Source organism: Caenimonas sedimenti, assembly GCF_007833165.1.
Taxonomy (GTDB): Bacteria; Pseudomonadota; Gammaproteobacteria; order Burkholderiales; family Burkholderiaceae_C; genus Ramlibacter; species Ramlibacter sedimenti.
Genome location: NZ_VOBQ01000021.1, coordinates 1 through 15802 on the forward strand (window position 1 = coordinate 1; position 15802 = coordinate 15802).

At 63.9% G+C, this 15802-nt stretch carries 16 protein-coding genes; 13 read left to right on the forward strand and 3 right to left on the reverse strand.

All coding sequences use genetic code 11. From position 1 onward, the window contains the following. Positions 1–307 precede the first annotated feature (307 nt). Positions 308–1024, reverse strand: a complete 717-nt coding sequence (locus FN976_RS23880; protein WP_255440785.1) for a LysR substrate-binding domain-containing protein — start codon at positions 1022–1024, stop codon at positions 308–310. A gap of 291 nt (positions 1025–1315) precedes the next feature. On the opposite strand from FN976_RS23880, the gene FN976_RS29020 reads away from it, so the two are divergent. The 10 genes from FN976_RS29020 to FN976_RS23925 all read left to right on the forward strand — a co-directional run bounded on the left by FN976_RS29020 (position 1316) and on the right by FN976_RS23925 (position 10630). Beyond that, on the forward strand, positions 1316–1657 hold the full coding sequence (locus FN976_RS29020) for a hypothetical protein (RefSeq protein ID WP_186511132.1): 342 nt from the start codon (positions 1316–1318) through the stop codon (positions 1655–1657). Positions 1658–1936: 279 nt separating this feature from the next. After that, positions 1937–2578: a DsbA family protein gene (locus FN976_RS23885; RefSeq protein WP_145895641.1), complete on the forward strand. Its 642-nt coding sequence runs from the start codon at positions 1937–1939 to the stop codon at positions 2576–2578. Next, positions 2575–3162: a hypothetical protein gene (locus FN976_RS23890; protein ID WP_222432876.1), complete on the forward strand. Its 588-nt coding sequence runs from the start codon at positions 2575–2577 to the stop codon at positions 3160–3162. The genes FN976_RS23885 and FN976_RS23890 overlap by 4 nt, the downstream gene beginning before the upstream one ends. Before the next feature lie 186 nt (positions 3163–3348). Further along, the gene (locus tag FN976_RS23895; protein WP_145895645.1) at positions 3349–3744 is read left to right on the forward strand and encodes a cobalt-zinc-cadmium resistance protein; all 396 of its coding nucleotides are present in this window, start codon (positions 3349–3351) and stop codon (positions 3742–3744) included. A 57-nt stretch (positions 3745–3801) separates the two neighbouring features. Then, positions 3802–5076 carry a TolC family protein gene (locus FN976_RS23900; RefSeq protein WP_145895647.1) on the forward strand — a complete coding sequence of 425 codons (1275 nt, stop codon included), beginning with the start codon at positions 3802–3804 and terminating at the stop codon, positions 5074–5076. A gap of 35 nt (positions 5077–5111) precedes the next feature. Next, on the forward strand, positions 5112–6263 hold the full coding sequence (locus FN976_RS23905) for an efflux RND transporter periplasmic adaptor subunit (RefSeq protein ID WP_222432877.1): 1152 nt from the start codon (positions 5112–5114) through the stop codon (positions 6261–6263). A gap of 13 nt (positions 6264–6276) precedes the next feature. Beyond that, positions 6277–9426, forward strand: coding sequence for an efflux RND transporter permease subunit (locus tag FN976_RS23910; RefSeq protein WP_145895650.1), 3150 nt, complete (start codon positions 6277–6279; stop codon positions 9424–9426). Next, positions 9423–9761, forward strand: coding sequence for a P-II family nitrogen regulator (locus FN976_RS23915; protein ID WP_145895652.1), 339 nt, complete (start codon positions 9423–9425; stop codon positions 9759–9761). The genes FN976_RS23910 and FN976_RS23915 overlap by 4 nt, the downstream gene beginning before the upstream one ends. 46 nt (positions 9762–9807) lie before the next feature. Continuing rightward, on the forward strand, positions 9808–10179 hold the full coding sequence (locus FN976_RS23920; RefSeq protein WP_145895654.1) for a hypothetical protein: 372 nt from the start codon (positions 9808–9810) through the stop codon (positions 10177–10179). 82 nt (positions 10180–10261) lie between these two features. Then, positions 10262–10630 (forward strand): hypothetical protein, encoded by a 369-nt coding sequence (locus tag FN976_RS23925; protein WP_186511134.1) that lies wholly within the window; start codon positions 10262–10264, stop codon positions 10628–10630. Between the two features lie 259 nt (positions 10631–10889). On the opposite strand, the gene cadR is transcribed toward FN976_RS23925, so the two are convergent. Then, entirely contained in the window at positions 10890–11384 is a 495-nt protein-coding gene (cadR, locus tag FN976_RS23930; protein WP_145895658.1) for a Cd(II)/Pb(II)-responsive transcriptional regulator, read from the reverse strand. A 73-nt stretch (positions 11385–11457) separates the two neighbouring features. Here cadR and FN976_RS23935 point away from each other — a divergent pair, with 73 nt between their 5' ends. Genes FN976_RS23935 through FN976_RS23945 form a run of 3 tightly spaced genes read left to right on the forward strand, consistent with a single transcriptional unit; the run spans position 11458 to position 15297 of the window. Then, on the forward strand, positions 11458–13749 hold the full coding sequence (locus FN976_RS23935) for a heavy metal translocating P-type ATPase (RefSeq protein WP_255440789.1): 2292 nt from the start codon (positions 11458–11460) through the stop codon (positions 13747–13749). Position 13750: 1 nt separating this feature from the next. Continuing rightward, positions 13751–14365, forward strand: coding sequence for an SIS domain-containing protein (locus FN976_RS23940; protein ID WP_145895660.1), 615 nt, complete (start codon positions 13751–13753; stop codon positions 14363–14365). Continuing rightward, positions 14362–15297 (forward strand): cation diffusion facilitator family transporter, encoded by a 936-nt coding sequence (locus FN976_RS23945; protein WP_145895662.1) that lies wholly within the window; start codon positions 14362–14364, stop codon positions 15295–15297. The genes FN976_RS23940 and FN976_RS23945 overlap by 4 nt, the downstream gene beginning before the upstream one ends. Before the next feature lie 25 nt (positions 15298–15322). On the opposite strand, the gene FN976_RS23950 is transcribed toward FN976_RS23945, so the two are convergent. Continuing rightward, a complete protein-coding gene (locus FN976_RS23950; RefSeq protein WP_145895665.1) occupies positions 15323–15652 on the reverse strand; it encodes a DUF4148 domain-containing protein in 330 nt (109 codons plus the stop codon). Positions 15653–15802 lie beyond the last annotated feature (150 nt).

A 15802-nucleotide genomic window follows, 5' to 3' on the forward strand; every position in this document is an offset into this window, starting at 1 on the left:
AACTTATCCACAACCGTCGGGCCGCGCGGGGTTATTCACAGTTGAAAGACCGTCTGAGGGTGATCAGCACGCCGAACATGGAAGTCAGAACATCCGAACAGCCTGATCAGATTGGTCGAATTCCGCAAAAACGGCCAATGCGCCACACCATCCAACCGAACTCGTGATGTGGGCGGTGAGCATCAGCGTGCGAATGCGAGGCGACATGTTCATGGCGGATCCTTCTTGATCAGGCGGCAGTCAACTATATCGATGGGGCCGCGGTTGCCAATCATTGTCCGGGCGATGCCTTCCAGCCTAGCCCGTTTCACGCGGCCTTCAGGTACTCCCGCAGCTTCTGATTGTCCGCCTGCAACTGCGCCCGCATGATCGCCAAGAAGTTTTTCGCGGTGCCTGACAAGACTTGGCCAGCGGGTATCGCCAGGAAACACGAGAACGTCACCTCCACGCTCAACTTGCGAACCACCAGGCCGCGGTCGGCGTAGTCGAGGGCGGTGATGGGATTGATGACGCCCACGCCAAGACCGTGCAGCGCCATCTCGCAGACACTGACGGCGTACGGCGTGTGGATCGACACCGACAAGGTGACGCCGTGTTCGGCGAGCTTGGCGTCCAGCCTGCGCCTGGATGCGTCTTCCGGGTTCAGCGCCAGAAAGGGCAGTTCTGCAAGCTGCTCCGGCCGGATCTGCTTGTGCCTTGCAAGGGGGTGCCCCTTCATCATCACGACCACGCCCGGGAACGTCGCGAATGTGGTCGGCTCCAAGCCGTCGACGGAGACCTCATCGGCCATCAGTCCGAAGTCAGCCAAGCCAGATACGACTCGATCCTTCACTTCCTTGGAGCTGAGAACCTGCAGTGAAACATGGGGCCGGGGGCCCTGCGCGGACGACGCCATCAGTTGCTTCAGGCACCGGGGCATGAACCCAAGCCCGAAGGCGGGGTAGCACGCCACTTGCAATTGATCGACACCAAATTCCCGCAGGCTCTTGACCCGATGCTCGATGGCACCCAGGCCGACGAACATGCGCTCGACCTCCACCAGTAAGGGGGGATCTCGGTTTCGGTGTAAATCACCGCGCTTTGACGCAGGGGTAAACCCTTGCATCGCAGCTCGACCCTGCACGCGCCTGACGGTCCTGACGCATGCAATAGCGTGACACTGATCCCTTAGAGCCCGTTCATCGACATTGCTGGCGACCGAACCTGCGAGCTTGACGCAGTCGCTGCACATCGGCTGTGGTGTCACATCGAAATCGGCTGTGGCCGCGACAGATATCATCCCGCTGCGAACGAGCTCAATCTCACGTAAGTTTCCATGAAGCCATCCACGAAAGCACCGCCCCGCAGCGACGTTCAGATCACCCTGGGAGACGGCTGGCAACGATTCGCGTTTAGGACGCCTGGCTTGGCCTTTCTGGGCACGATCAGGCGTGGCATGGAGATTGGAGCTCTGGCCAGGGATGAAGCCGGCGGCTACCTGCAAGTCAACGGCGACGTCCAGCAGGTATTGAACAAAAGCCGGGTGGCGGCGCACTTACGCAAGGCGGGCGTCCGGACCGATCCGATTGCGGCGACTTTTCAGCCAACGCAGACGCCACGCCCCCCGATTCCAGTGGTATTCAAGCGACGACGCCGCATGTTGGTGCCACAGGTTTAGCTCGCCCCCGCCAATCGCAGCCTTGTCGAAACACATTCTCAAGTCTCGCGGTTACGCCGAAGTCCACATCTGACTTCCGGATTACTCAATGCATTGGTATTTCGCAAGCACCGTGGCCCAACGGCTGGGATATGTTGCCGTCGCCAGCAACACTTCCGTGCCGCATGCATCGCGCATGCGGGGAACAGCCCGTTGGAATGGGGAGTCAAGATCGCATTCAACGATAGGGCCGCAACCGTCATTGTTGCTGGTCCCCGCGAAGCAGATTCGGAGGCAGAAATGACTCGCCAAAAGACCTGGCTGATCTCCATGGCCGTTGGAGCCGTGGTCGCCGCAGTTCTCGCGTATCTTTTCTGGCCCGCTACCCAGGATCCGTCAACGCAGCCTGTCCAGGCTTCCCTCGTGCGGCCACATTCTCCTGTTCTGGGTGCGGCTCATGCGCCGGTCACCGTCGTGGAGTTTTTCGACCCGTCCTGCGAGGCCTGCCGCGCCTTCCATCCGTTCGTCAAGAGGCTCCTCCTCGACCATGACGGAAAGGTCCGGGTCGTGATCCGCTATGCGCCCTTTCACAAGGGCTCCGACGAGGCTGTGGCAATCCTGGAGGCGGCGAGGGAGCAGGGCCGGTACGAAGCAGTGCTGTCGGCCCTTCTGGAGCGCCAACCGGAGTGGGCTGCTCATGGTGCGCCGGATCTTGCCCTGGCGTGGCAGATCGCGACAGAAGCCGGCCTGGATACGTCGCCGGAACGTCGGCAGTCGGCGACCGCCCGAGCGCGCATCGTGCTCGAGCAGGATGTGGCGGACCTGAATACGCTTGGCATCGAGAAGACTCCGACTTTCTTTGTGAACGGACAGCCTCTCGCACGCTTCCATCCGGACGAGTTGCGCGCGCAGGTCGAGCGCGAGTTGAAGGCGCAACGATGAATGCTTCGCGCCTGATGGATCCGGGCAAAGGTCGTGATTTTGCCGGCGGGCTCGTTCTGGCGCTGGGGTATCTGCTGCTCGGGATCGTGCCCACCGCGCTCTTCGCCACGGGCTACGTCGGCGGCTTCCTCCTGTGGGTCTGTACGCGCGGTAGAGAATTTGGTTTCGTGGCGGTGCGCGGTCCCTATTGGCTGACCATGGCGCTTTTCGTCGCTCACAAGGTTGAGGAAAGTCAGACTGACTTCTTCCCTGCGCTGTCCCAGTTGACTGGGCACCCGGTGCCTCAGGAGATCACGCCGGCAGGCGCGCTGCTTTACGCCTTGGCGGGCGCTTGGCTGTTGGTTCCGGTCCTGATGCCTCGGCGTATGCCGTTTGGGTCGTTCCTGGCGTGGTCCTTCTTCTGTGCGATGGGTATCACTGAGCTGGCGCATTTTGTGTTCCCGCTGTTCATGGCTGGGCCCTATGCGTACTTTCCAGGGATGGCCACAGTGGCTCTTCTTGCACCTTCTGCATGGTGGGGGCTATTCCGGATGGTGCGCCCCGTACCGGGATCGTCGAGTGGCGAAACGGGGAAGGCCACATGACCTCCGCGCCGCGGATGCGCTCATCCAGGCATGCCGTCTGAACGGCCGCGGAAGCGTCGCCTTGGCGATCGAGCCGCCGAAGATTGCGATCCCTTGGGCAGCCAGCATTACAGCGCCGTCATGGAGCAGGTCAAAATTGACAGACCCCTCCCGGGTTGACTGCGACTTGCCCTAGAATCCGCCCCAATGCGTCGTTGGCTCCTGATCCTGCTGCTGTGCTTGCTGCCATACCAGATGGTCTGGGCGGCTGCCGCGCCGTACTGCGCGCACGAGCCCGAGGTGAAGGTGCAGCATCTCGGCCACCACGAACACAAGCATCAAGCCGCGGATGCCCAGGCCGAGGGGGACGATGGGCCGGCCGGCAGTTTTCATGCGGACTGCGAAAGTTGCCACTTGGCGAATCCCGGCTGGGTTGTTGAGGATTTGCTGACGTTCAACCAATCAACGATGAGCGTGCAGATGTACGCCGCGCCGCGCTATTCATCGTGCGTTCCACCCGGGCCGGAGCGCCCGCAGAGGCTCCTCGCTTGCTCAGCCGTGCGATTCGGCAGCGTTGGCGTGCTCGACTCCTCTCCCATCTAGAGTCCTCCTCCTTCGCATTCCGAATCGCTTCTGTCTCGTGACAAGAAGGATGGTTCGATGCGATTCCCTTTGTTGGCGCTGGCCTCTGTGCTTTGCGCCGCGGTTGCCCAAGGGCAGACCCTTGGTGCCCCGACCTCAACGCCATTGACGCTGGGCGATGCCATTCGGCTGGCGGAAGTGGCCAGCCCGGCGTTGCGCGCGCGTGAGGCTCAGTTGGCCTCCGGTGAGGGCTTGCGCCAGGAAGCAGCGTCGCTGCTGGCCAACAACCCGGAACTGGGTTTCGAGCAATCGCGCAAGCGCCCGAGCAATACCGGTGAGTCGAGCTACTCCGAGCGCACCTTTCGCATCGCCCAACCGTTCGAAACCGGCGGGCAGCAGGGGCGGCGCCGTGAGGCCGCGGCGGCCACGCTGGAAGCGATCCGGGCCGAGATCGACGACGCCCGCAACCAGGCGCGCACCGACGCGGCGCTACGGTTCAACGGCGTGCTCGTCGCGCAACGGCGCGTGCTGATCGAACAACGTTCCCTCGCGCTCTTCGATAGTTCGTCGCAGGCCGTTGCCCGACGTCGCGCTGCGGGGGAGGACACCCGCCTGGATGCCAATGTCGCGCTGATCGAGGCCGAGCGTGCGCGCAATGCCCTGGCCCAGGCGCGCGAGCAATTGCTGGACGCGCGCACCGAATTGGCGACCGTCCTGCAGCTGCCGCCTGCCCAATTACCCGAAGTCGCTGGCGACCTCGGTCACGCCGGCGCCGTGCCCTATTCGCTCGACCAGTTGCTGCTCGCAGTCCAGACGCTGCCCCGCCAGAAGGCGCTCGCTGCACGTGAAGCCGCGGCCCGTGCTCGACTTGGCGTTGAACAGGCCAGCCGCTCGCCCGATCTCACCGTGGGTCTCGATGTTGGCCGCGAAGGTCCTCCCAATGGGCGGGAACAGGTCGCCACCCTCTCGTTGTCCCTGCCGCTGCCGATCTTCAAGCGCAACTCCGCCGCCATCGGCCAGGCGATGACCGACCTGACCCAGGCGGAGATCGAGCGAGCCACCGCGATTCGCGACGGCGAAGCGCAGGTTCGTCGCCTGTGGCTGCGGCTGGCCAGCCAGCGCGATCGGGTGCAGCGCCTTCAGCAAGCCATGGTGCCAGCCTCCGCGGACAACCAGCAACTGGCCACGCGCTCCCGCCAGGCCGGACAGATCGGCCTGCTGGACCAGCTCCTCGTCAACCGCCAGGCGCTGGACGCTGAGCGCGAACTGAATGACGCGCTGAACGATTTCCATACAACCCGAATTGAACTTGAACGTGCGGCTGGCTGGCCGCCGGAAGGAACTCCCCGATGACGACGAATAAATTCCGGCACGGTCGGCTGCCCCGGTTGACCTTGGCGATCCTGATGGCACTTGCGGTCTCGCTGACTTCCTGTGGGAAGTCAGGCGACAAGGCCGCAGGCAAGGACGAACATGGCGAGAAGGGCCACAAGGAAGAAGAAAAGGAACTCACGCTCACGACTGAGGAAGCAACCCGCGCGGGCGTGAAGGTGGAAGCGCTCAATGCGCAGAAGCTGGCGACCACCATCGTGGTGACCGCGACCATCCAGGCCGATCAAGACCGCATCGCGCGGGTTTCTCCGCGCACCGAAGGGAGGATCACTTCCGCGCCGGCGCGCCTGGGCGACCGGGTGGGGGCCGGCCAAGTTCTCGCGTCGCTGGACAGCGTGGGCGTTGGCGAGGCCCATGCCGCGCTGCTGCAAGCGCAGTCGGAGCTGAGGATTGCAGAGGCCGACTTCAAGCGAGCCGAAGCGCTGGTGGCCGACGAGATCATTCCGCGCAAGGATTTCCTGCGGGCACAGTCCGATCGGGAAAAGGCAGCCTCCAGTGTGCGTGCTGCCACTGACCGTCTGCGGCTGCTGGGTGGCAATCCCGCCGCGTCGGGCCGCGGCATCTCCGGCTTCGCGGTGAGTGCGCCGTTTGCGGGCACCATCATCGAAAAGAAGGCGACGCTCGGCGACCTCGCCAGCCCCAGCCAACCGCTGTTCACCATCGCGGACCTGAGCCGCGTATGGATCGTGGCCGACCTCCCCGAGGCCGCCTTGTCCCAGGTCCGTATCGGCGCAAACGCCAAGATCAGTGTTCCCAGCTACCCGAATGACGTCTTCGCGGGACGCGTCAGTCACATTGGTGCGGTCCTGAACAAAGAGACCCGGACGGTGGCCGCCCGCATCGAAGTCGGGAACAGCGATGGCCGGCTGAAGCCGGACATGTTTGCCACGGCAACGATCGAAGTTGCCGGCGACACGCGCGAGCTGATGACGCTGCCCGATCCGGCCATCGTGCTGATGGATGGCCAGCCGACCGTGTTCGTCTACGAACAGGGCGCCTACGTCGCCCGCGCGATCCAGCCGGGGGAACGAATGGGCGGACGCACCGTTGTGACCGGCGGCATCAAGCCCGGCGAACAGGTGGTCACCGCGGGTGCCTACGAGCTGAAGGCTCGCAAGCAGAAGTCCCAACTCGGCCACGGCCACTAGAGGGCCGCACGACATGCTCAACGCAATCGTAGACGCCTCGCTGCGCTACAAGGTGCTGGTGCTGGTGGCCTTCGGGGTTCTGGTGGGCCTGGGGATCATGGCGTTCCGGGCCGTCCCGGTCGACGCCTTCCCAGACGTCACACCGGCCCAGGTCAATATCTACACCGAATCGCCAGGCGTGGCCGCCGAGGACATCGAGCGCCTGCTCACAGTCCCGATCGAAGGCGCAATGGCGGGCCTGGCCAACGTGGAAGTCGTCCGCTCGGTTTCCCTGTTCGGTCTTTCCTACGTCGGCGTGTATTTCACCGACGACGTCGATATCTACTTCGCGCGCCGACTGGTTGGCGAGAAGCTGCAGGAGGTCAAGGAGCGCCTGCCGCAAGGCTATGGCGAGCCGGTGCTGGGGCCCAACAGTTCCGGTCTGGGGCAGGTCTTCTGGTACACGATCGAAGACGCCGACAAGAAGCTGAGCGCCATGGACCTGCGCACGCTGCACGACTGGACCGTGCGGCTGATCCTGCGAACAGCTCCCGGCGTAGACGACGTGACCACGTGGGGTGGGCACGAGAAACAGTACCAAGTGCAGATCGATCCGCGGCGCCTGGTGAAGTACGGCCTCTCATTCAAACAGGTGATGGAGGCCCTGGCCGCCAACAACAAGCAGGTTGGGGGTCAGTATCTCAACATTGGAGTTGAGCAGTACCTGGTGCGCGGGCTGGGGCTGGTCGCCAATTCGGCCGACATCGGGTCCATCGTGGTCGCCGAGCGCGCGGGCGCGCCGATCTACATCCGCGACGTCGCCGACGTGAAGGAGGCTCCGGCCGTGCGATTCGGCGCGGTGACCCGGGACGGCCGCGAAACCGTGCTGGGCATCGCTTTGGCTCGCATCAACGAGAACGCGGCCACGGTCGTTGAGGGCGTGAAGGCCAAACTCAAGATCGCTCAGGCGGCCCTTCCCAAAGGCATCGAGCTGAAGGCGGTCTACGACCGCACCGAGATCGTCGACAAGGCCATGAAGACCGCGTCGAGCGCGTTGCTGGAAGGCTCCATTCTGGTGGCGGTCGTGCTGTTCCTCTTCCTCGGGGAATTCCGCTCGGCGATCGTGGTGATCGTCACGTTGCCGCTTGCAATGTTGTTCGCCTTCATCATGATGTATCGGTTCGGCCTATCGGCCAACCTGATGTCGCTGGCAGGGCTGGCGATCGGCATCGGAATGATGGTCGATGGTGCGGTGGTGATGGTGGAGAACGCCTTCCGGCTGCTGTCGCACGCCCGGGAGTCGGGACGGCCCATCAACAGGACCCATGTGGTCCTGGAAGCCGCCCGCGAAGTGGCGAACCCCATTGCCTTCGCCATCATGATCATCATCGTGGTGTTCCTGCCCCTGTTCTCGCTGACCGGGCTGGAAGGCAAGCTGTTCAAGCCAATGGCGTTGACCATCACGTTCGCGATGGCGGGCTCGCTCCTGCTATCCCTCACGCTGGTGCCGGTGTTGGCGGCCATGATCCTCAAGCCCAAGGAAGAGAAGGACACCTGGCTGGTCGCTAAAGCCAAGGGCATCTACCTGCCCCTGCTGGACTGGGCGCTCGACCGCAAGAAGGTCGTGATCGGTGCCGCGGTGGGGCTCTTGCTCTTCTCGCTTGCGTTGTTCCCGTTCCTTGGCAAGGAGTTCATGCCGCAGCTTCAAGAGGGCGCGATCATGTTCCGGGTCGTCGGAATTCCGTCGACTTCGCTGGACGAGTCGATCCGGGTGGCCAATGTGATGGACGCCAGCCTGCGCAAGAAGTACCCGCAGGTGCGTTCTGTGCTGGCCACCATCGGCCGCGCGGAAAAAGGCGAGACCGCCGACGTCAACTACATGGAGGTGCTGCTCGATCTGAAACCGCAGGACGAGTGGCCGACCAAGCAGTCGTACTCGGCGCTGGGCAAGGAAATGCAGGAGTTCCTGGAAGGCGAGGTCCAGACGGCCGTCTTCGGAGCCACCCAGCCGATCCAGATGCGCGTGGAAGAACTGATCTCCGGCGTGCGCGCGACGCTCGCTTTGAAGGTCTACGGCGAGGATCTCGACCGGCTGGAAGAGCTGTCGGCGCAGCTGAAAGGGGTGATCGGTGCCGTCCCCGGCGTTGCCGACCTGTCCGCGGAGGCCAACAAGGGCAAGCCGCAGATGGTCATCAAGGTAGACCGGGCAGCAGCCGCGCGCTACGGGCTGAATGCCGATGACATCCTGGAGATCGTGCAGTCAGGCATCGGCGGCTCCACCGTGTCCACGCTGATCGACGGCACCCGCCGATTCGACATCGCGGTGCGGCTGGCAGACGAATTCCGCAGCAGCCCCTCGGCGATCGCGGCGATCCCGATCCGGACCAGCGAAGGGGCCCTCGTGCCGTTTTCGCAAGTGGCGAAGATCGAGCTCGCCGAGGGCTACACCTTCGTGCGCCGCGAAGCGCTGCAGCGGTATGCCGTACTGCAGATGGACGTGCAGGGACGCGACGTGGACAGCTTCGTGAAGGATGCGAATGCCGCGATCCAGGCGAAGGTCAAACTGCCGCAGGGGTACTGGGTGGAGTGGGGTGGGGCCTTCGAGAACCAGCAGCGCGCGATGGCCAGGCTGGCCCTGATCGTTCCGCTGACCATCGGCCTGATTTTCATCCTGCTTTACACGGCGTTCAACTCCGTGCGGCATGCGACCCTGATTATTGCCAACGTGCCGTTCGCCATCATCGGCGGGATCATCGGACTCTTCATCACGGGGCAGTACCTTTCCGTCCCATCGGCCATCGGGTTCATCGCGGTCTTCGGGGTGGCGATGCTCAACGGCATCGTGCTGGTGACCTTCCTGAACGAGCAACGAAAGCACGGCCTGTCGATCCGGGACGCGGTTCGGCAGGGCGCAGCGCTGCGATTGCGCCCTGTGCTCATGACCGCGTCCGTGGCCATCCTGGGCTTGGTTCCAATGCTGCTGTCATCCGGCGTTGGGGCCGAGACCCAGCGGCCGCTGGCAACCGTCGTGGTGGGGGGCCTCATCACTTCGACCTTGCTGACGCTTCTGTTGCTGCCTTTGATCTACGAATGGTCGGAGACCCGCGCCGAAGCCAAGCGCGTTCGCGATGACCCACCTGAGGAATCCGATCCACCTCTGCTCGCAGCCAAGGAGATGCCATGAAGGAAATCAAAGCCTATGTCCACCGTGACCGGGTTGCCGACGTGATCGCGGGCTTGAAGGATTCGACCATTTGGGGCGGACACAAGGGCGACGCCCGACACAACCTGGCGGTCTACCTGATCCGCGCCATGGTCGGGACCGCCAGTGCAGAAGACCGCCACTACTCCACCGAGCTCGGCGACGAGGTCGTCAACGAATACAAGCTCGAGCTCATCTGCCAGGACGCAGAGGCGGATGAGATCGTGCAATTGATCGTCGCCACGGCACGTACCGGAACCGCACTCGGCGGCTGGATCACCGTGAACGACTTGGTGCGCGTCGAACGCATTCACTGACTTCCCTCCCATCCCTACCCATTCATTCCAACCGAAAGGACACACCATGAAACGCTTCGTTCTGACCGCCCTTGCCGCCGTCGCCCTCGCGGGCCCCGCCTTTGCTGCCGGAGAGGATCACAAACCCAAGTTCGGCGGCGTCGTCGTTGAAACCAAAGCTGGGGATTTCGAGCTGGTCGCCAAGCCGGAGCAAGTCACCATCCACGTGAGTGACCACGGCAAGGCCATGAAGCTCACCAGCGCAACGGGCAAGGTGACCGTCTTCAACGGCACCGAGTCCAAGGAAGCGCCGATCGCCCTTGTGGGTGACAAGCTGGAAGCCAAGGGCCCGTTCAAGATCGCTGCCGGCACCAAGGTGCTGGCGGAGGTATCCGTGAACGGGAAGCCCGCCGTGGCCGCCCGCTTCACGCTGAAGTAGTCCTCGCCGCACTCGTTGCCCGAGGCCGCGAGGCCAGGGCGACGGCGGCGCCCATCCATCCACGTTTCTTGAGAGAGCTGCCATGACTACGCTAACAAGGGCTGCCGCAATTTTCCTGGGAATCTCGACTTCGCTGCTGTCTGGGTGCGCGACCGTCGACGAACACGGCCACAGATTCTCTGAGGGGTGGCGCAATGCCACCGTGGTGCGCCTGCTCAAGGGGTCAGAGATCGAGCGTCCGCGGTTCTGGACGTGTACCCGCGATGTACCCGAGGCGCAGCGTCTGGGCCGGGACTACGTCGTGGTGTCCTACCGGGGCGTCAACCGGCAGCAGCAACACCTGGCCGCCGTGGCACCGGACTTGTCCCTGCAGCCCGGAGAAAAGGTGCATGTGAACGTCACGGCCTGCGAGCAGGCCGTAGCCAAGCACAGTCCTGGCAAGCAAGGTTAGAAGGCGTATAGCGGATCGGGGGCTGGCTTGCACCTGCGCATTCCGGAAATGAGCATCGGTCTCACGATGCTGGTGATCTGGCTCGTCTTCGTCTTGGTGGCCGTCATCGTCTACAAGGTGGCTCAGCGCAGAAACAAGAAGGCCACCAAGGCGCAGACACATCAGCCTGGCTCTTCGACTCGCGCAACCCGAAAATCCAAGAAGACCGTCAGCCGGAACGCACGCAGCCGCGGTCGACGCCCGGGTCGGGCTGGGCGATTCAGCGCTTCTTCCTCGCCGACGCTTTCTTCCGTCCAGGACCCGCTCCATGGGCTCCTGCGATATGACGATGGGAAACCTTCGCCGCGTGGTCATGCCTCTGCGCGTCGCGCTCAAGGCCTCCAATCACGCCGCAGCTGGCGGGGTCGCTGTTCGGCGTGCATTCCGAACGTAGTGACCGCAGCTGCTTTTCCAGCGCCTTGAGCTCGCGAATGCGAACAACCACATGCTCAATGTGCTCGTCCAGGATCCTGTCCACGTCGCCGCAGTCACTTTGGGGATCGTCTTTGAACTGCAGCAGCAGCCCAATCTCCTCCAGTGTCATGTCCAGGCAGCGGCAGTGCCTGATGAATGCGAGCCTCTGGACGTGACTCTTCTCATAGACGCGGTAGTTGCCATCCGTGCGCAAGGGCTCCGGAAGCAGGCCTGCCCGCTCGTAGTAGCGGATGGTTTCAACCTGTGTGCCGGTGGCCTTCGCCAATTCGCCAATCTTCATGCGCAGGCCCATCCTTTGGGCCTGAACATACACCCTTGACTCTGAAGCCGCTACGGGGTTTCCAATCGACGCCATGGAACCGAAAAACTCACAACCCGGCCAGGACAACTGCGGCTCTGCCGCATGCGCAACGCCAGTGCTGCCCGCGGCGGCCGCGCCGGCGCCTCCCGGCGCCCAGCTCTACCGCATTTCGACGATGGACTGCAGCGTCGAAGAGTCGGAAATCCGGCGCGCCTTGGAGCCTATTGTGGGCATCCGGTCGCTGAGCTTTCAGCTCCGGGCACGCACTCTGGGCATCGATGCGCCCCTCGAGGTGTTGCCCGCCGCACTCGACGCCATCCGCAAGGCTGGCTTCGATCCCCAGGCCGTTCCAGCTCAGGCGAAGGTCGATGCGCAAGGCGGAGGTGTCCACACCGATGCCGACGGGCATGACCACGAGATAGGCGGCGGCATCGGGCGCATGGCCCTGGCGCTCGCCTTCGCGGTTGCCGCCGAGGCCACATCGTTCCTTGCGCCGGAAACACTGCCATGGAAGGTTGCAGGGATGGCTGTGGCCGCCGTTGCCATCTGGCTGGCCGGCCTGGATGTGTACAAAAAGGGGATGGCGGCCTTGCTTCGCGGCAAGCTGAACATCAACGCGCTGATGGCGGTGGCCGTGACCGGGGCGTTCGCGATCGGCGAATGGCCGGAGGCCGCCATGGTGATGGCCTTGTACGGCATCGCGGAGCTGATCGAAGCCCGTGCCGTCGATCGAGCCCGCAACGCGATCAAGGGCCTTCTTGAACTGGCGCCGGAAACCGCGCTCATCCAGACGGTTGATGGCAGCTGGGTCGAGACACCGGTGGCCGAAGTGCCGCTGGAAGCCGTCGTTCGCATCCGCCCCGGTGAGCGCTTTGCCCTGGATGGCATCATCGTTCGCGGCAACAGTGCCGTGAACCAGGCACCGGTCACAGGCGAGAGCATCCCGGTCGACAAGGCGCCTGGCGATCAGGTCTTCGCCGGCACCATCAACGAGACCGGCGAGCTGGAGTTCCGGGTCACCGCCGCCGCCAGCAACACCACGCTGGCCCGAATCATCGCAGCGGTCGAGCAAGCGCAAGGCACGCGCGCACCCACGCAGCGGTTCGTGGACAAGTTCGCTTCGATCTACACCCCCACCGTGTTCCTCATCGCCGTGGTTGTGGCCATCGCCGCGCCATTCCTGCTGGATCTCACCTGGCCGCAGGCGCTGTACAAGGCATTGGTGCTGCTGGTGATCGCCTGCCCGTGCGCGCTGGTGATCTCCACGCCGGTGACCGTCGTCAGCGGGCTGGCTGCCGCGGCGCGCCGCGGCATGCTGATCAAGGGCGGCATCTACCTGGAGTCGGCGCGCCTGCTGAAGGCGGTGGCCTTCGACAAGACGGGAACCGTGACCGAAGGAAAGCCCAAGCTGGTGGACTGGAAGACCTGGGGAGACGCTGACCAAGGCCAGGCGCATCAGCTGGCTGCCAGCCTGGCCGCGCGGTCGGATCATCCGGTTTCCAAGGCCATCGCTGCCGGACTCGACGGCGAGCGCCTGCCGGTCGAGGACTTTGTCGCCCTGCCGGGCCGGGGCGTGGAGGCCACGATCCAGGGTCGAAAGCTGCTGCTGTGCAATCACCGCCTGGTGCACGAACGTGGCCTTTGCGGTCCCGAACTGGAAGCACTCCTCAAGTCGCATGAGGAGCAAGGGCGCACTGTCACCTTGCTTGCGGAAGCGGACCGGGTCCTGGCCCTGTTCGCCGTGGCGGACACCATTCGGGAGACCTCCCGTCAGGCGATCGTCGATTTGAAGGCGCTCGGGGTGGTCCCCGTGATGCTGACTGGCGACAACGCTGCGACGGCCAAGGCCATCGCAGCCGACGCAGGCATTCCAGACGCACGCGGCGACCTGCTGCCGGAGGACAAGCTCGAAGCCATCAAGGAGATGCAAAAGCGGTACGGCGCCACCGGCATGGCCGGTGACGGCATCAATGATGCACCGGCGCTGGCGCAGTCCGATATCGGTTTCGCCATGGGTGGCGCCGGAACCGACACGGCCATGGAGTCGGCCGATGTCGTCATCATGAACGACAACCTCCAACGGGTCGCCGAGACCGTGAGGCTATCGCGTCGCACGCATGCGATCCTCTGGCAGAACATCGTTCTGGCCTTGGGCATCAAGGGGGTGTTCTTCGTGCTTGCTGTCTTCGGATCGGCAACCATGTGGATGGCTGTTTTTGCCGACATGGGAGCCAGTCTCCTCGTCGTGGCCAACGGCCTGCGGTTGCTGCGCGGCGCCCCGCTTCCAGCGGCCAGCGCCGGCGCCTCCAAGCATCCCGCCGGCGACCATGGTCATGCGCACTGACATGACCGACATTCCACGGCAGCACATCGACGCCGCGCTGCGCGAGGCGCGCGCCGCACTTGACAGCCTGATGGGCGATGAGGTGCTGCTTGCCGACATCGAACGGGCGGCCACTTTGCTCATTCATGCATTCGAACAGGGCGGGCGGGTCTACTCCTGCGGCAACGGCGGCTCGATGAGTGATGCCATGCATTTCGCCGAGGAACTGACCGGCCGCTACCGTGGCAACCGCGCCGGCTTGCCGGCACAGGCCATCAGCGATGTGGGGCACCTCACCTGCGTTGCCAACGATTTCGGCTATGACCAGGTGTTCGCCCGGTATGTGCTCAGTCACGGGAGAGCTGGCGACTGCCTGCTCGGAATCAGCACCAGCGGCGGCAGTGCCAATGTCGTGAACGCGGCAGTTGCGGCCAAGGATCGCGGCATGACCGTCCTGGCGCTGACGGGCAAGCCCACGTCGGCTCTGGGAGCGCTGGCGGACGTCTGCATCGCAACGCCGGGTGGCGCGTTTGCCGACCGGGCCCAGGAACTGCACATCAAAGTTATCCACATCCTGATTGAACTGGTCGAGCGGCACTTCTTCCCCGACAACTACGACCTGCCGGAGGCTTCATGAGCGGCTCGCACAACCACGCGCTGCCGAGTACGGGCAACGAAAGGTCACTCTGGATCGCGCTCGCGCTGACGACCGCGTTCATGATCACCGAAGTGGTCGCGGGCGTGATCACGAACAGCCTGGCATTGATCTCTGATGCGGCGCACATGCTGACCGACTCCGCGGCCCTTGCCATCGCCCTGGCAGCAGTGCGGGTAGCCAAGCGGCCCGCGGACGCCGCCCGCACCTATGGCTATCACCGGTTCGAGATCCTGGCCGCAGCGTTCAATGCGCTCATGTTGTTTGGCGTGGCCATCTACATCCTCGTCGAAGCGTACGGCCGCTTCAAGACGCCATCCGACGTGCAGACCGGCACCATGATGGTGGTGGCGATCGCTGGCCTCATCGTCAACCTGATCAGCATGAAATTGCTGCGTGCCGGCAAAGACTCCAGCCTCAACGTCAAGGGGGCCTATCTGGAAGTCTGGAGCGACATGCTCGGATCACTGGGAGTGATCGGCGGCGCGGTCCTGATGAGATTCACGGGGTGGACTTGGGTCGATCCCCTGATCGCGGTGGCCATCGCGCTGTGGGTGCTGCCGCGCACCTGGATTCTGTTGAAGGAGAGCCTGAACATCCTGCTGGAAGGCGTGCCATCCGGGATCGAAGTCGCGAAGGTCACGCAGGCGTTGCAGCGGGTTCCGGGCGTCACCGGCATCCATGACTTGCACATTTGGGCGCTGACCAGCGGCAAAGTTAGCCTGACGGCCCATGTCGTGCATGACCCCGTGCTTGCGCACGACGCGTTGCTTGAGCCGTTGAAGGCCGTGCTGGCAAAGGAATTCTCGATCTTTCACACAACGCTGCAGTTGGAGATCGAGGCGTGCCGGCACACGATCGACGGGGACAACTACGTCGGCCCCGTCAGCCCGCCGGAGCAACACGCGCACTGAGCGAATCGCAGTGCGGCGCGCTTCCTCAGTTCATCGTCACCGCTCCGCCAACGCGGCGGGTGCTCCAGCTCGGATGCTGTTGGGCGCGCAGCAGATCGGCCTCGACCTGCTCCCGCGTCAGCTGACTCGCGAAAGGCGTCGGCGTGACGCCGACGCGGATCGAGGCCCAGCTCGGGGACTGGCGGGCCTGCTCGAGTTCGGACTCCACCTGGGCCCGGGTCTTGCCGGGTCGTGCGTGATCGGGATGAACGGTGTAGCCCATTTCGTTGGTGGCCGGATGGACCACGTCGCCTGCGAGCGCGGGTGCGCTGACAGCGGCCATTGCCAACAGAGCGGCGAACATTCGAAGTGCCATTGCTTTCTCCTGGATCAAGTACGTGTGCGGCGTCCGGGGCCGATGGCCTCTGGCGACAACGCGACACAGGAGGTAGTGTGCGAACCACGCCCCAACAGAATCGGGACTGTTTCATTACATCTCGGTCATGTTGTCCTTGGAGGCAGACAT

Coding starts and splice junctions, on each gene's coding strand:
- FN976_RS23880 (WP_255440785.1), bottom strand. CDS start 1,024: ATGTTCGTCGGCCTGGGTGCCATCGAGCATCGGGTCAAGAGCCTGCGG.
- FN976_RS23900 (WP_145895647.1), top strand. CDS start 3,802: ATGCGATTCCCTTTGTTGGCGCTGGCCTCTGTGCTTTGCGCCGCGGTT.
- FN976_RS23945 (WP_145895662.1), top strand. CDS start 14,362: ATGAGCGGCTCGCACAACCACGCGCTGCCGAGTACGGGCAACGAAAGG.
- FN976_RS23885 (WP_145895641.1), top strand. CDS start 1,937: ATGACTCGCCAAAAGACCTGGCTGATCTCCATGGCCGTTGGAGCCGTG.
- cadR (WP_145895658.1), bottom strand. CDS start 11,384: ATGAAGATTGGCGAATTGGCGAAGGCCACCGGCACACAGGTTGAAACC.
- FN976_RS23940 (WP_145895660.1), top strand. CDS start 13,751: ATGACCGACATTCCACGGCAGCACATCGACGCCGCGCTGCGCGAGGCG.
- FN976_RS23950 (WP_145895665.1), bottom strand. CDS start 15,652: ATGGCACTTCGAATGTTCGCCGCTCTGTTGGCAATGGCCGCTGTCAGC.
- FN976_RS23895 (WP_145895645.1), top strand. CDS start 3,349: ATGCGTCGTTGGCTCCTGATCCTGCTGCTGTGCTTGCTGCCATACCAG.
- FN976_RS23910 (WP_145895650.1), top strand. CDS start 6,277: ATGCTCAACGCAATCGTAGACGCCTCGCTGCGCTACAAGGTGCTGGTG.
- FN976_RS23915 (WP_145895652.1), top strand. CDS start 9,423: ATGAAGGAAATCAAAGCCTATGTCCACCGTGACCGGGTTGCCGACGTG.
- FN976_RS29020 (WP_186511132.1), top strand. CDS start 1,316: ATGAAGCCATCCACGAAAGCACCGCCCCGCAGCGACGTTCAGATCACC.
- FN976_RS23920 (WP_145895654.1), top strand. CDS start 9,808: ATGAAACGCTTCGTTCTGACCGCCCTTGCCGCCGTCGCCCTCGCGGGC.
- FN976_RS23890 (WP_222432876.1), top strand. CDS start 2,575: ATGAATGCTTCGCGCCTGATGGATCCGGGCAAAGGTCGTGATTTTGCC.
- FN976_RS23925 (WP_186511134.1), top strand. CDS start 10,262: ATGACTACGCTAACAAGGGCTGCCGCAATTTTCCTGGGAATCTCGACT.
- FN976_RS23935 (WP_255440789.1), top strand. CDS start 11,458: ATGGAACCGAAAAACTCACAACCCGGCCAGGACAACTGCGGCTCTGCC.